Annotated in this window: 16 protein-coding genes; 7 read left to right on the top strand and 9 right to left on the bottom strand. The window is 43.0% G+C overall.

Going from position 1 to position 14,891, the window contains the following annotated elements; genetic code table 11:
• Positions 1 to 19 precede the first annotated feature (19 nt).
• Entirely contained in the window at positions 20 to 487 is a 468-nt protein-coding gene (locus PAND9192_RS17275) for a hypothetical protein (protein WP_087854738.1), read from the top strand.
• A 339-nt stretch (positions 488 to 826) separates the two neighbouring features.
• Here the strand turns inward: PAND9192_RS17275 and PAND9192_RS17270 are convergent, their stop codons facing one another.
• The 4 genes from PAND9192_RS17270 to hemC are packed head-to-tail and all read right to left on the bottom strand — an operon-like array spanning position 827 to position 5,016.
• Entirely contained in the window at positions 827 to 2,014 is a 1,188-nt protein-coding gene (locus tag PAND9192_RS17270; RefSeq protein ID WP_087854737.1) for a heme biosynthesis HemY N-terminal domain-containing protein, read from the bottom strand.
• Positions 2,014 to 3,321 (bottom strand): uroporphyrinogen-III C-methyltransferase, encoded by a 1,308-nt coding sequence (gene hemX, locus PAND9192_RS17265; protein ID WP_087854736.1) that lies wholly within the window; start codon positions 3,319 to 3,321, stop codon positions 2,014 to 2,016. The genes PAND9192_RS17270 and hemX overlap by 1 nt, the downstream gene beginning before the upstream one ends.
• Positions 3,322 to 3,334: 13 nt before the next feature.
• Positions 3,335 to 4,084: a uroporphyrinogen-III synthase gene (locus PAND9192_RS17260; protein WP_087854735.1), complete on the bottom strand. Its 750-nt coding sequence runs from the start codon at positions 4,082 to 4,084 to the stop codon at positions 3,335 to 3,337.
• On the bottom strand, positions 4,084 to 5,016 hold the full coding sequence (hemC, locus tag PAND9192_RS17255) for a hydroxymethylbilane synthase (protein ID WP_087854757.1): 933 nt from the start codon (positions 5,014 to 5,016) through the stop codon (positions 4,084 to 4,086). The genes PAND9192_RS17260 and hemC overlap by 1 nt, the downstream gene beginning before the upstream one ends.
• A gap of 397 nt (positions 5,017 to 5,413) precedes the next feature.
• On the opposite strand from hemC, the gene PAND9192_RS17250 reads away from it, so the two are divergent.
• On the top strand, positions 5,414 to 7,972 hold the full coding sequence (locus PAND9192_RS17250) for a class I adenylate cyclase (protein WP_087854734.1): 2,559 nt from the start codon (positions 5,414 to 5,416) through the stop codon (positions 7,970 to 7,972).
• Positions 7,973 to 8,053: 81 nt separating this feature from the next.
• On the opposite strand, the gene cyaY is transcribed toward PAND9192_RS17250, so the two are convergent.
• Entirely contained in the window at positions 8,054 to 8,365 is a 312-nt protein-coding gene (cyaY, locus tag PAND9192_RS17245) for an iron donor protein CyaY (RefSeq protein ID WP_036788451.1), read from the bottom strand.
• A 78-nt stretch (positions 8,366 to 8,443) separates the two neighbouring features.
• Here cyaY and lptM point away from each other — a divergent pair, with 78 nt between their 5' ends.
• From lptM to yigB, 5 genes are all read left to right on the top strand, one after another.
• Positions 8,444 to 8,560, top strand: a complete 117-nt coding sequence (gene lptM, locus PAND9192_RS17240) for an LPS translocon maturation chaperone LptM (protein ID WP_082955713.1) — start codon at positions 8,444 to 8,446, stop codon at positions 8,558 to 8,560.
• Between the two features lie 67 nt (positions 8,561 to 8,627).
• Positions 8,628 to 9,878 carry a diaminopimelate decarboxylase gene (gene lysA, locus PAND9192_RS17235; protein ID WP_087854733.1) on the top strand — a complete coding sequence of 417 codons (1,251 nt, stop codon included), beginning with the start codon at positions 8,628 to 8,630 and terminating at the stop codon, positions 9,876 to 9,878.
• Between the two features lie 39 nt (positions 9,879 to 9,917).
• On the top strand, positions 9,918 to 10,748 hold the full coding sequence (dapF, locus tag PAND9192_RS17230; protein WP_060998623.1) for a diaminopimelate epimerase: 831 nt from the start codon (positions 9,918 to 9,920) through the stop codon (positions 10,746 to 10,748).
• A 51-nt stretch (positions 10,749 to 10,799) separates the two neighbouring features.
• Positions 10,800 to 11,708 (top strand): tyrosine recombinase XerC, encoded by a 909-nt coding sequence (gene xerC, locus PAND9192_RS17225; protein ID WP_200817838.1) that lies wholly within the window; start codon positions 10,800 to 10,802, stop codon positions 11,706 to 11,708.
• A gap of 32 nt (positions 11,709 to 11,740) precedes the next feature.
• Complete coding sequence (gene yigB / locus PAND9192_RS17220; protein WP_087854731.1) at positions 11,741 to 12,469, top strand: 5-amino-6-(5-phospho-D-ribitylamino)uracil phosphatase YigB; 729 nt, start codon at positions 11,741 to 11,743, stop codon at positions 12,467 to 12,469.
• Between the two features lie 22 nt (positions 12,470 to 12,491).
• Here yigB and PAND9192_RS17215 read toward each other — a convergent pair whose 3' ends face one another.
• From PAND9192_RS17215 to PAND9192_RS17200, 4 genes are read right to left on the bottom strand one after another with little or no spacing between them, the layout of a single operon-like run.
• On the bottom strand, positions 12,492 to 12,950 hold the full coding sequence (locus tag PAND9192_RS17215) for a DoxX family protein (RefSeq protein WP_087854730.1): 459 nt from the start codon (positions 12,948 to 12,950) through the stop codon (positions 12,492 to 12,494).
• Positions 12,943 to 13,746 (bottom strand): HvfC/BufC N-terminal domain-containing protein, encoded by an 804-nt coding sequence (locus PAND9192_RS17210; protein WP_087854729.1) that lies wholly within the window; start codon positions 13,744 to 13,746, stop codon positions 12,943 to 12,945. The genes PAND9192_RS17215 and PAND9192_RS17210 overlap by 8 nt, the downstream gene beginning before the upstream one ends.
• Positions 13,721 to 14,584 (bottom strand): MNIO family bufferin maturase, encoded by an 864-nt coding sequence (gene bufB / locus PAND9192_RS17205; protein ID WP_370738397.1) that lies wholly within the window; start codon positions 14,582 to 14,584, stop codon positions 13,721 to 13,723. Before bufB ends, PAND9192_RS17210 begins: the two co-directional genes overlap by 26 nt.
• Before the next feature lie 4 nt (positions 14,585 to 14,588).
• Entirely contained in the window at positions 14,589 to 14,864 is a 276-nt protein-coding gene (locus PAND9192_RS17200; protein ID WP_087854727.1) for a BufA1 family periplasmic bufferin-type metallophore, read from the bottom strand.
• Between the last annotated feature and the right edge of the window lie 27 nt (positions 14,865 to 14,891).

Raw genomic sequence — 14,891 nt, 5'->3', positions numbered from 1 at the left:
GTTGAGTGAGGATGCGTTGATGGTGAAGTCGTTGTGTAAGTATCGTCGTGCTGAAATTGCCGATCAATTTGCGACGATCACAAAAATTGTCAGTGAGCCAAAATTTATTTGTGCGAGCTGTACTCGAGTCGCGAGTGATAAAGACTATTTATGTAAGCCAAGCCGCTTAACCAATGCTATGCCTTCAACTGCAGTGCCAACGCCAGCCTCGGTTATCACTTTGGCAACATCAGCACCCGTGGCACCGGTGATTATGAATATTCATAGTTTGCCAAGGCCGACAGCTGTTGGTCAAAGTCGAATTGAGATGGTGAGTGTGGTTGAGCAAACCGAGGTTGTTGAACAGCCCGATGAATTGCTAAAGCAGACTGATAAACTTAAAAAATTAGCCAAGAAAAAGACCAAACAATTAAAAAAAGCTGCTAAAGCGGTGGCAAAATTTGATAAGCAATTACGTAAAACCAAGCAAGCGTTGGGATTAGCATAATGGTTTTTCAATAACGAATACCAATAAAAAAGCCTCCTTAGCGGAGGCTTTTTTATTGGTATTCATTAATCAGCGTGCTTAATTAATACAGCCATCATTACGCCAACAATTACTGACACCATAATACCTGAAACAATCAGCCAAGGAAGCATATCCATAACAGTTATCCAAATGTTAAATAAAAAGGGCAGAGTGGCTATTGAAACGTGTTTATCGCTTAGGAGCAATGGGGCAGATATACCTTGTAATGGCTGTTTACATTCAGAAACATGTTAATGTGAAAATTGTTATCCAGACGAAAAAAAAGCGCCATAAAGGCGCTTTTTTCAGCTTTAAAGCTTACGCTTGATCAGGTTTTGCCAATTGCAGTGCCTGACGTGAAACTTCAGCTGCAGCTTGTTTATCGCCAAGTTGCTCTAGAGCCGCAACCAGATGGGCGTAATCAGTTACATCGGGACGTATTGCCACGGCTTTTTCTAAGTGATCCTTTGCTGGTTGCCATTGTTTATCAGCCATTAGCATCTGCCCTAATGCACTTTGTAGGGCTGGGTTATTACTATTGTTAGCTAATAAGTCTTGCAGACTCACAATCGCAGGATGGCGATCTGGCAGAGTTAATTGTGGCATTAAGCTAATTAAGTTCTGCTCTGGATTTTTCTTGATGGCATCACGCAAGATAGGAAAGGCATCAGAATCTGCGTGGCGAACAATCATCTGCTTAACAAAACATGCTACTAAAGCAGGGTTATGTTTATCTTTACGGTTCATGCCGTTCCAATAGCTGATTAAACCATCACTACCGCTTTGCTGACTTAAGTGATGCATTTGACCGCATTGTGCCTGAATATCTAATTGCGTTTCTTCTGCAGCAGTAATCACACCAGCTTTTGTTAACTGAGGCAGTAGAGCTTGCAAAGCTTTCCAATCTTCTAACTGTAAATAGCATTGTTGTAATAAGTTCAGCACCATTGGGTTACGTGGGTTGTTTTGGTGAACGTCTTGCAAGGTTGCTAATGCTTGTTCAAATTGCTGTTGACGAATTTGAAGCTTGGCACGGGTTAATGATACCGCGAGGTTTTCTGTGTCTTGCTCTGCGGCCAGTTGTAAATACTGGTCACGTTGTTGAGTTTTACCAAGCCCTTGTGCAGCTTCTGCTGCGGCTAAGTAGTTTAGAATCGGTGCATCGCTGTATTTAGCTGACTTAGAAAGCATTTTTTCTGCCACTTTCCAATCACCTTCAGCAACTTTCAATAGTCCTTCGGCAGTATTACGGCGTGCTTTACGGACTTGACGGCCACTGAACCAACCACGGGTTGAGCTACCAAAAGAAAATAGGCGGCGCAGAATAAACTCAAGTACAAAAAAGATCGCAACGATAGCAATCGCGACAATAATAAGCGTGGTTAAACTCATCTCGATGGTTTGATTGGCAAACGAGATCAACACATAGCCTTGATGACCAGCAAGATCGGGGCTGACAATGATACCGGCAATCAGAGCGATGACCAATAACAACAATTTAATCATTATTTGGTTTCCTCTTTTGTTGTGGTTGAGTAGCTAACAACCGCTTTGTTATTTGCATCGGCATTCTGAGGTGTTGCGATTTGTTTGATGGGCTTTTTAACGGCATCTTTTACCGCAGGCGCAATAACTTTAATAGTCGGCTTATTGGCTTTAGGCGCTGGTGGCGTTGCTTTTTTTGCTGCTTCACCAATGGATGTCATCTTATTGCGCAATACTTGATTGACTAATTTGGTGATCATCGCCTGTGATTGTAGCTTGGCAGGATAATCAACGTTCACATTTTGTTGTTCTAGTTGCTGTAAGCCAGCAATAAAACTTTGTGTTTTCGGTGATGATAAGTCGTAGTACTGTTGCGCCCATTTAATCGCGGTTGCGATTGATTCACGATAAATAGTACCTTGATCACGGTATACTGCTGCAATTGCTGTCTCAAGCTTGTTGGTAATATTTTGCTGCAGATAGAAATCTTGCTGCGGTGACAATAGTGGTACTACACTGCCATCACGCTTACGGTAAGTAATAAAATGCTCACTAAAGTTCTTTAATGAGGTCATTAAATTATCTTTCCAATCATCAACCGACTGGCTTACAGTTGGGTTTTGTTGCGGCTCAGCTTTGGCTAATACAGCATTAGCTAATGGTAAGCTATCAATACTGTTTTCAAGGCTGTTAAGGCGTAATACGATGCCATCACGATCAACAACAGTGATTGATTTTAGCGCCGTGATGTCATTGCTCATTGCTTGACGTAGGCCTTTAAGACTTGGGTCATTAAGCTCAGCAATACGATGATCGGCAGCTTCCAATAATAAGGTTGCGCTGGTTACGTCATGCTCTAGCCATAACTTACGTCCAGCCATCTTAACCAAGTAATCCGCTTCTGCTAATAACCAATCATTAGGCTCTTGGCCTTTTAAATCGGCAATGGCTGTTTGAAGTGAATCAATCGATTTTTGCTGCTGACTAATGCCTTGTTCAACATTTTGTTGAGCTGTACGTAGTTCATTATTGACCATACCAAGGGTTTGCTGCTGATCAGCTTGCATGGCAGCTTTCATGGTCGCAATTTGTTGCTGAAGGGCGGCAACTTGCTGCTGTTGTTGTAGTCCTTGCTGATGACCGTGATAGTAAAGACCACCACCAAGAGCTAATACTAGTGCAATCGCAACCCAACCGGTTTTGCTACCAGATTTTTTTTGTTTAGTGGCTGGTGGCGCTGTTTTGGTTGTTTTTGAAGTAGTAACCGCAGGCTTATCTTTAGCTGATGGCGCAGCGGTTGGGTTTGTGTTTGTTGTTTTGTCTGTCATCCTAATTATTCCGTTAGCTTACGTTGCTTTTTAGGAACGTGAATAACGCCTGATTAGCGGCGCTTCCCACGGTGGAAATATGTCTGTAGCCAAGCGTCGATGCTTGATCTGCGACTCGTTGACTTGGTACGAAAAGGTGGCAATTATAAAACCAAGTCAAACTCTCTGTTGGGATCAATCCCGTTAAGTATATTAACTGTTCACTACTAGTGACAACTAGAGCCTGTATGTGCTGTTGTTGCCACTGTTGGACTAATGGTGTTGCATCGAGAGCAAGCCAGCAGCGTTGATAAGTCTCACAATAACTGACTTGGGCATGGCGAGCGGTTAATGCTTGATAGATTAACTCGCGTCCACCATTACCTCGTAAGATTAATACCCTACGTTGGCCAATATTAGCAAGTTCAGGTAACGCTAATAGCGCTTCGCTATCATGGCGCCCCTCAGGTGAACTCACTGGTTGTTGACAGGCTTTGGCTAATGCCGCTGCAGTCTTGTCGCCAACGGCTATATAATGCATGTTTTTTGGCCATTCTGCACCTTGTGATATCAAGTAATCAGCAGCAAAACGTACCGCATGATAGCTAACTGCAATGATATAATCACCTGGTTGCAGTTGTTGAATTTGTTCTATTAATCTATTTATATATTTCCCTTGCTGAACCTCAAGTAGAGGCTGAGCAATCGCGCTGATCCCCACTTGATTAAGTTGTGCGACCAATTGATCGCACTCTGGTGCTGGGCGGGTGATCAGCACTGTCATTAGGCGTTACCGTATAAACGATCAAGAATGTCTTTGGCCCCTTTAGCTAATAACTCATCAGCTAACGTTTCACCTAATTGCTCTGCCGCTGCAATTGGACCACTGATTTCAGCACGAACAATAACACTGCCATCGGGTTCGCCCACTAACGCACGTAGCCAAATACTATCGCCTTGTAGTTCTGAATAACTACCAATTGGCACTTGGCAACCACCTTGAAGACGGTTATTCATCGCACGCTCACACAGAACACGGGTTGCGGTCGGTTGGTGATTTAGCGGAGCAAGCAATTCGCGTACTCGTTGATCATTTAGACGACATTCAATACCTACAGCACCTTGACCTACGGCTGGTAAGCTCGTTTCTGGTGCAATTTCACTGCGAATACGATCGCTCATTTTAAGGCGTTTTAGTCCTGCTGCCGCTAAAATAATCGCATCATATTGGCCTTCATCAAGCTTACGTAGGCGAGTGTTCACATTACCACGTAGGTCGTTAACGATCAGATCTGGACGTTGAGCGCGCAATTGGCATTGGCGGCGTAGGCTTGACGTTCCAACAATCGCGCCTTGAGGTAAGTCATCAATAGAATCATAGTTATTTGACACAAAGGCATCACGTGGGTCTTCGCGCTCACAAATCGTGACTAACCCTAATCCCTCTGGAAATTCTACTGGCACATCTTTCATTGAGTGCACCGCGATATCTGCGCGACCTTCAAGCATAGCCACTTCAAGTTCTTTAACAAATAGGCCTTTACCGCCCACTTTTGCTAAAGGAGTATCTAAAATGATGTCGCCTTTTGTTACCATAGGCAGTAGTTCAACAACGAGCCCCGGATGAGCTTGTTCGAGTTCAGCTTTGACGAACTCAGCTTGCCACATGGCTAATGGGCTTTTGCGTGTAGCAATACGAATCGGTTGTGTTGTCATCATAGTAAAGAGGGTCCGTTAATCAAGGTTATGATTTTTTATGCTTAGTATCGTACCACTACCTAAGCATGGATGATAATTCGTGTATTGCGGTTCCTGATTTCAAGCGTTATTGTGTAGTCTGCTACAACACAAAATGTGATATTTATCGCAATAAGTCGTTGATCGGTTTCTAGTTGCAGTGTGATCAACTGTTGTTAGTTATTACCACGATGAATAGCCTAATAATCACGGATGAATCATAGACAGTTGTTACTGGGGCAAGCTTGGCATTATCTTTACCGTAGGTGTTAAAAATGATACATTGATCACGTTTTTTTCTTATTTTGAATAAAATTTACGCTATTAATGTCAAACTGCGGGCCGCACTAACACTGCTAGCTCTTGGAAGAGTAATTTGCAAAATTATATCAAGACGCTAAAAGGTAGACTGGACTCACTGACTGAGCTTCGTATTGAACGTGCACGCTTAGCAATGAATGAGCCGTCGGTACAGGTTTTTGATCTGTTACCTGTCTTATTACATTATAACCACCCAGCCTTGCCGGGGTATCTTGATCAACAAGTGCCTCAGGGAATTGCGCATTTTATCGTCACTGATGTGCAGCAGCAATTTGTTAATGATTGCGCTCGTAGTGCGGTAATGCCAGTTGAGCCATTAGTGGTTGATGACGCCGACTGCCCAATTACTGGTCTTTATGCCATGGGTAGTACCTCTTCTATGGGACAAAGTCTTACTAGTGATCTCGATATTTGGGTTTGCATTCCTACGTCATTAAATAGCCACAGTCGCGAAGCATTAGATCGTAAATGTCACTTAGTTTCCCAATGGGCGATGGAGCAAGGGGTTGAAGCTAACTTCTTTTTGATCGATGAAAATCGTTTTCGAGACAATTTTTCTGAGGCCATGACCGGTGAAAACTGTGGCTCAAGTCAGCATCTATTATTGCTTGATGAGTTTTATCGCTCAGCTGTCTGTTTAGCTGGATTACCTTTATTGTGGTTTATGGTGCCGCCAGAGATGGAAGAGTGCTATGACCAATATATCGATGATCTGGTAGCGAAAGGTTATATTCAACGCGACCAATGGATTGATTTTGGTGGCTTGATGCGCATTCCAGCTGAAGAGTATTTCGGTTCCAGTTTATGGCAGTTATACAAAAGTATCGACTCACCTTATAAATCTGTATTAAAAGCGATCCTACTTGAAGCCTATTCATGGGAATACCCACACACCCAATTATTAAGTCTTGATGCTAAGCGCCGCTTCTTTGCTGAAGATCGCAGTGAATACTGCATGGATGCTTATTATTTAATGCTTGAGAAAGTGACTCGTTATTTAGAGCGCATTGATGATCATCGTCGTCTCGATTTAGTCCGCCGCTGTTTCTATCTTAAAACCCATGAAAAATTAACTCGTAAGCCAACCTCTGGTTCTGTGGTATGGCGCCGACGTGCGCTGCAACATTTAACCGAGCAATGGCAATGGTCGACTGAAGTCGTGGCTGAACTTGATAATCGCCGTAATTGGAAGGTTGCTCAAGTAAAGCAGGCTCATAACGAGCTGCTTGATGCATTGATGCTCAGTTACCGAAATCTGATTCGTTTTGCACGCCGTAATGATATTACTTCGGCGATTAGCCCTGAAGATATCAGCATTCTGGCGCGTAAATTATATGCTGCGTTTGAGGTGCTACCTGGTAAGGTGACGCTATTAAACCCGCAAATATCACCGGATTTACATGAACCTGATCTGACGTTTATTCAAGTACCAGAAGGGCGAACTAATGCCGCGGGTTGGTATTTATATAAACAACCGATTGAAGCGAAATACATTTTAGGTCAACCACCGTTAGAACATAACCGCTATCTGTCAAAGTTAGTGGCATGGAGCTATTTTAATGGCTTGTTGACCGAATCGACCCACTTACACACAGTGGCGCGTAATGCTGATATGGATTTAGATAAACTGTATCAATTGGTGAGTGATATTCGTAATACCTTTCCAATTCGTCGTCCGCATCCAGGTTTACAAGCGTTATCTAGTCCGTGTGAAATTCGTCAATTAGGTTTGTTTGTTAATTTAGAAAATGATCCAACCACTGAGCTAAAAAATCGTTCAGTGCGATTTGATTTTAAAACCACTGATATTTTTAGCTATGGTCCTGAGCAAAAGTGCTTAGTCGGCAGTGTCGACTTGGTTTATCGTAACTCGTGGAATGAAGTACGTACTCTGAATTTCAGCGGTAACTATGCCATGCTAGATGCATTGAAAACCATGTTGGGTAAAATGCACCATGATGCGATTCCACCCGAAGCGATTGATGTGTTTTGTTACAGCAAACATATGCGTGGTTTAATTCGTAATGTGGTTTATCAGTTGGTGGCAGAGTGTATTGAAATGCGCCTAAAACCGGTTGAAGAGGAAAAGCGCCGTCGCTTTAAAGCGGTCCATATCGCTGATGAAACCTATGGTTTATTTTTTGAACGTCGTGGTGTTTCTGTACAACGACTTGAAAATTCAGTTGATTTTTATAGTTGTATTTCATCAAATAAAGTCAGTGATATACCTAAAGTGGTGATGGGGAAAACCGATGAACCGCATCCACCTGAAATTGTTGATGCTTATGCCAGTGAGGGTTTGATTCAGTTCTTTTTTGAAGATTGTGATCAAGGTTTCAATATTTATATTTTAGATGAAACCAACCAAATGGAAGTGTATCGCCAGTGCAATGGTAATAAAGATGAGATGGTGCATGGTGTGAACCGTTTTTATACTTCATCACAAGATCGTTTTAGCTATAGTGCGAATTTCATCAACTTCAATCTGCCGCAGTTTTACGATATTGCGCATAATGATAAAGGTGAATTGCAAGTATTGCCGTTTAAAAGTGGTCAAGTGGGTCGTCGTAATGACAATACTGAAGCAACAAATAACGGTATTAATCTTAATTAATGCTGTGAGTGTTAATTAACCTAGAAAAAAGCCTTCATTTTTTGAAGGCTTTTTTTATTGCAGCAATAAATCACATTGGCATTACCAAGTGACATTTTCACCTGCATGGAGGCTGCATTCTTGTTTAAGCAGTGCAAATAATTCTTTATCACTACGGGTGCAACGCCATTCGCTACCAGTGTATTTAAAATGGTAACCACCTGATTTTGAAGCTAACCATAGTTCGTGCAGTGGTTCTTGGCGGTTAATAACGATTTGGCTGCGGTTGGCAAACTCTAAAGTCAGCACATTACCTGTAGTTTCTGGTTCAATATCAACACCGGATTCATCGATGCCTTCTTCGATCTGCATTAGTGCTAGATCGGCCAGTTGGTGGAATTCAGTATCATTCATCCTATTGCGTCCTATTGCATTTCTTGTTCTTGGTGCGATTATAGAGGTCATTGGAATGATAATCACTGGCTTTGAATTATGCATAAAGGTTTATTAGCAATTTTGGTCTTCGGATCATTAATTTTAACTGGCTGTGGCCAAACAGGCCCACTTTACATGCCAAAAGATGCACCACAACAACATCAACCACAATAATAAGACCGCTGCGATGATGATTAAATAGCAGCTTAATAGTCAACAAGACAGGGAAGGAAAATAAGCATTGGATTATTTTAATTATCAGCAAGACGGACAACTATGGGCAGAAGAGGTGGCGTTAGCTGAATTGGCAGCACAATATGGTACGCCACTTTATGTTTATTCTCGCGCTACGCTTGAGCGCCATTGGCATGCATTTGATCAAGCTGTTGCCACTCAGCCGCATTTGATTTGCTATGCAGTGAAAGCAAACTCTAACCTGGGAGTGCTCAATGTGCTGGCACGATTAGGCTCAGGGTTTGATATTGTGTCGATGGGTGAGCTCGAGCGAGTATTGGCTGCTGGTGGTGATCCTGCCAAGGTGGTTTTTTCTGGTGTCGGTAAAACAGCGCTTGAAATGCAGCGTGCATTAGAGCTTGGGATTAAATGCTTTAATGTTGAATCGGAGCCTGAATTAGAGCGCTTAAATCATGTTGCGGGTCAATTAGGTAAAATCGCCCCGATTTCATTGCGCATTAACCCCGATGTTGATGCCAATACCCATCCATATATTTCAACGGGACTGCGAGACAATAAATTTGGTATTGCTCGTGAGCGAGCACTTGAAGTCTACCAATTAGCCCATCAATTACCTTATCTTAATGTGGTTGGAATGGATTGTCATATTGGCTCCCAGCTAACCGAAGTGCAGCCTTTTATTGATGCAACTGAACGATTGTTGGCATTAGTTGATGAGCTAAAATCGGTTGGAATAGAGATCAAACACTTAGATCTCGGTGGTGGCTTAGGGGTGACCTATAACGATGAGCAACCGCCATTACCGGCTGATTATGCGACCGCATTGTTAGCGCGCTTAGCCGCTTACCCGCAATTGGAATTAATTTTTGAGCCCGGCCGTGCTATTGCTGCCAATGCCGGAGTATTGCTGACCAAAGTTGAGTTTTTAAAGCATACTGAATATAAAAACTTTGCCATTGTCGATGCGGCGATGAATGATCTCATTCGACCGACTCTGTATTCCGCATGGCAAGATATTGTGCCGCTGATTCCCCGTCATGGTGAAACTCAGTGTTATGATCTGGTTGGGCCGATTTGTGAAACCGGTGATTTTATCGGTAAAGATCGTCATTTATGTTTAGCGCCCGATGACGTGCTTGCCGTTAGATCGGCAGGCGCTTATGGTTTCGTTATGGCATCTAACTATAATTCTCGTCCTCGCGTCGCTGAAGTGATGGTTGATGGTCAGCAAGTGTATTTGGTGCGTGCCCGCGAAACGCTAGAGCAACTTTGGCAACATGAATATCTTATTAAATGATTGTCGTCGCAACTGAAGCTTTAATAATTAAGGAACATCATGCAGATTAATTTTTCCAAAATGCATGGGCTGGGCAATGACTTTGTTGTTGTAGATTGTGTTACACAAAATGTATTTTTTTCGCCAGATGCGATTCGTCGTTTAGCGGATCGCCACCGCGGAATTGGTTTTGATCAGCTATTAGTGGTCGAACCGCCTTATGATCCTGAAACCGATTTTCATTACCGTATTTTTAATGCTGACGGCAGTGAAGTTGAGCAATGTGGTAATGGTGCCCGTTGTTTTGCTCGATTTGTGTCAATGAAAGGGCTAACCAATAAATACCATATTTCCGTGAGCACTAAAGCGGGAAAAATGGTGTTAAAACTTGAAAGCGATGGCCAAGTAACTGTGAATATGGGGGCGCCTAACTTTGAGCCCAATAAAATTCCGATGCGCGCTAAACAGGCTGAGAAAACTTACTTACTGCGAGTTGGTGAGCAAACGTTATTTTGTGGTGCAGTGAGTATGGGTAATCCACATTGCGTTACGATTGTTGATGACGTTGATACTGCGGCAGTTGAAAAACTAGGGCCGTTATTGGAATCACATGAGCGTTTTCCTGAGCGTGTTAATGCAGGTTTTATGCAAGTTATTGACCGTGGTACGGTGAAATTGCGAGTGTATGAACGCGGTGCAGGTGAAACTCAAGCTTGTGGCAGTGGTGCTTGTGCGGCAGTTGCGGTTGGTCGTAGCCAAGGCTTATTGGATGAAAATGTCAAAGTGAGTTTACCGGGCGGCGATTTATATATTCGCTGGGCTGGAGAAGGCAAACCATTGTTTATGACCGGCCCTGTGGCGCATGTTTTTGATGGTCAATTTATTCAATAGTGAAAGCTAACTGTTGTCATAAATATTAATGACACCAAGATTGAGGTTTATGTGAGTACGCTTCCTCGAAGTTTTGAACAACCCCTTGAACGTTTTTATGAATATTTGCGTAGCGAGCGTGAGCTTAGTTTGCACACTCAGCAAAATTATAAACGTCAATTAACCTGCATTGCAGAGCAATTACTAGAGCTTGGGGTTGAAAATTGGCAGCAAGTTGATGCGGGCTGGGTGCGCCAAATTGCCAGTAAAGGGATGCGTAATGGTTTAAAAGCCAGCAGCTTAGCAATGCGACTATCTGCACTGCGAAGCTTTTTTGATTACTTGGTACATCAGCAAGTGTTACCTGCCAACCCAGCCAAAGGAGTGGCAGCTCCTCGTAAAGCGCGACCATTACCTAAAAATTTAGACGTTGATGAAATGAATCAACTGCTAGAAGTGAATGATGATGATCCGTTGGCGATCCGTGATCGGGCAATGATGGAGTTAATGTACGGTGCGGGGTTACGTTTATCGGAATTGGTTAACTTAAATGTGCGTGATATTAACTTAAACAAAGGTGATCTACGGGTTATTGGTAAGGGTGATAAAGAGCGGATCGTCCCTTTTGCTGGTTTAGCGTGTGAGTGGGTAGGTAATTGGCTTAAAGTACGGGCTAATATTGCTCATGCTGATGAAACAGGTTTGTTTGTGTCTAAGCTTGGTCAACGTATTTCAAATCGCAATGTTCAAAAAAGAATGGCGGAATGGGGTCAAAAACAAGCAGTATCAAGTCATATAAATCCGCATAAATTACGCCACAGTTTTGCAACTCATATGTTGGAATCCAGTGGTGATCTACGTGCGGTACAAGAGTTATTGGGTCATGCCAATTTAACCACTACTCAAATCTATACCCATCTTGATTTTCAGCATCTAGCTAAAGTGTATGATGCAGCTCATCCGCGAGCCAAGCGTCGTTAGCGTTGGTTTGATTATTAATTACAGGAACAACCATGCAATTTTATCGTCACTTAGGCTCGATTCATGCACTGACATTTGATCTTGATGACACCCTTTATGATAACCATCCGGTGATTGTTCGAGCTGAACAAGCGATGTTTGATTGGTTAGCTCAGCTATTACCGTCCTCAACCATGATCAGTCGTGATGATTGGCAGCATCTTAAGCAGCAATTGGCTGTGATTGATCCTAGTTTGACGCATGATGTCAGCCAATGGCGTTATGAAACCTTAAAAATTGGTTTAATGCAATTAGGCTGGCGTTTACAAGCCGCTGAATTAGCAGCTCGGCAAGGGTTAGAGTTGGTGTTGGTTGAGCGTAATAAGGTTGATATACCTGCTGAAACCCATCGTGTGTTGGCATTATTGAGTGCACAGCTACCATTAGTGGCAATTACCAATGGTAATGTTGATCCTCAGCAAATCGGCTTGGCAAAATACTTCAGCGCTATCTATCAAGCCGGGCGTGATGGGTTAGCAAAACCGGCAGCAGATCTGTTTGAACATGCTATAAATTATTTAGGGCTGCCGCCACAACAGGTTTTACATGTTGGTGATCACTTGCGAACTGACGTTTTTGGCGCTAAGAAACACGGCCTACAAGCATGTTGGTATAATGATCAGCGCCGCACGTTAGCGACCTCTAATGTGAGCTGTTTACCTGATGTTGAAATTAACCATTTAGCAGAATTACTGCCGTTAATTGGTCTTCCTACACGCTAGGTTAACCGGGGGAATAACATTATTATTTGAGAGGATAATGATGAGCTTGACCTTGATTGAGCCAATGATCGAGTGATAATTTCCCCGCTCCCCAAAAGAGTGTAACCAGTAACATCATTCCCCATAACTGGTGATCATAAAACCCTTGCGGCCATAACGCGGGGTATGACACTACCGCAATAATATTAAACCCAAATAATAATGCTGCCATTGGTCGTGAAAATAAACCGAGTACTAAAAAAACTGGCACAATCAATTCAAGCGCAGTGCCGCTATAAGCAGCCCACAGCCAAGGTAGAACCGGCACCTGATATTCATATTCAAATAAATATAATGTGCTATCCCAACTGTTGTATTTAATTAGCCCTGATTTAAAAAAGGCAATCGCCACCCAGACTCGACTAAACAGTAATAATAACGGTTGTAGTGGCTGGGTGAGTTGTTGAAAAAGAGGGTCAATAGTACGTATAAAATTAATCATCGTTGTTCACCTCACCAATATCGTCAATTAAATGGTGGTGTAATAGCTGTGGCAGCAGTGCTAATTGTGATTCGGTGAGTGCGGCGATAGGGCGCTGTTGCAGGCAATCGTTCACCAACGCCATTAACTCTGTAGTAACGGTTTGTTGCCACAGTTGCCATTGGAAATGTTGCACCAATATAGCCTGCGGTTGATGAATATCCAGTGCTGCTAATTGTTGCTGTTGATGACTGCCATCAGTGTGATTAACGATCTTCCACAGTGTGCCTACTGCATATTGACTACTAAAAATATGGGTTGATATCGGTATATGAAAATAATAGCGCTGCAGATCAAGCGAATGTTGTGGCTGTTCCAGTTGGTGTAATTTCGCTAATGGTAGTGCGCCACTATGAGATGGTGATCGTGATACCACATCACACAACCATTCTAGTCGTGCCAGATCGACCAAATATGGCAAGCTTGAAACCAATGTTGGTTGAGCGGCAATGGTGTCGCTAAAGTGGTCACCATATAAAGTAACGTCCCCTTGTGGTAGCGGATAATTAAGAATGTGTTGCCGCGCTAATTGTTCAAAACACGCCTCACCAATCATGGCTTTCACGGTTGAATAGACGCTCTCTAATACCTCGGTTAAGCCAACGATAAAATTATTACAGTACAATTGCAGTCGTTGCTGAGCGCTAAAATGATCGCTGATCACCATCGTTGTTGCGGTGTGAGATTGATAATGTAACGCCGCTGCAAATTGGTGTTGTAACTGGTGCAGATTAGGCGCTGTTAATGATGCAGGCATGGGCGCGCTCCTTATCGACAATGGCTTGAGCCTTATTTGCTTCGGCCATTAATATCGCGAGGGTAGGAATATCAGTATCCCACTCAATTAAGGTGGCAGTATGGCTGCCATGACAGCGGATCCATTGTTGATATAACCGCCATACGGCATCACTCACGGGCTGGCTGTGAGTATCAATCCAGATTTCACCTTGAGGCAGATGTTTACGTATAAAGCCAGCAAGGTGTATTTCTTGCACTACGGTTGGGTCGATCGCGGCTAAATAGGTTTGGCAATCAAAGCCATGATTAAAGCTACTGACATAAATATTATTTAAATCTAATAACAGTCCGCAGCCCGTACGTTGCTGGACAGCCATTAAAAATTCCCATTCTGGAATGGTTGAATGTTGAAACTGTAAATAGCTCGATGGATTTTCAATCAGCATTTGTCGGTTTAATGTGTGCTGAACTTGATCGACTTTATTGCAAAAATTATCCAGAGCCTCTTCGGTATATGGTAACGGTAAGAGGTCGTTAAAGAATTGGCCATCAACAGAGCTCCAACTGAGGTGATCAGACACTAAAAAAGGGTCAACTTCGCTGATTAATTGCTTAAGTTGCTGTAAATGATCCACATTAAGCGGATCGGCTGAGCCCAATGACAGACCAATGCCATGACAACTAAGCGGATAGTCGGGCAAGAGCTGACGTAATTGTTGGCGTGCTAATGAATCAGGATTGAAATAGTTTTCACTGTGAATTTCTAACCAACCAAGGGCGGGTCGTTGAGTGATTATGTCTGCGATGTGAGGTGAGCGTAAGCCCACCCCAATCGGCTGTTGGGATGAAAAGCCCACCAAATTACATCTCCTTAGTTGAACCGCCATGAAGGCGATCGCACAATCCTTTAGGGACGACGACAAAGGCATCTTTTTGTGCATCTTCTTTCGCAGATCCCGCGCAAGAACTGGTTTTGGTGGCGCAATCATTTTTCCCTGCTTTAGCTACGCCATAACATTTTTCTTTTGCCATTTTTTTGCCCATTTCGTCTGCGACAGCCGTTGTTGAGGCAAGAGTACCGGCGAGTGCAATTAATCCTGTCATTGCTGATGCTAAGGCGATATTAGTCTTTTTCATGATGATTCCTTGATTATGATTGAGTGT

The sequence above is a fragment of the Photobacterium andalusiense genome (assembly GCF_900185625.1).
Taxonomy (GTDB): Bacteria; Pseudomonadota; Gammaproteobacteria; order Enterobacterales; family Vibrionaceae; genus Photobacterium; species Photobacterium aquimaris.
This window is presented reverse-complemented; position numbering and strand designations above follow the sequence as displayed.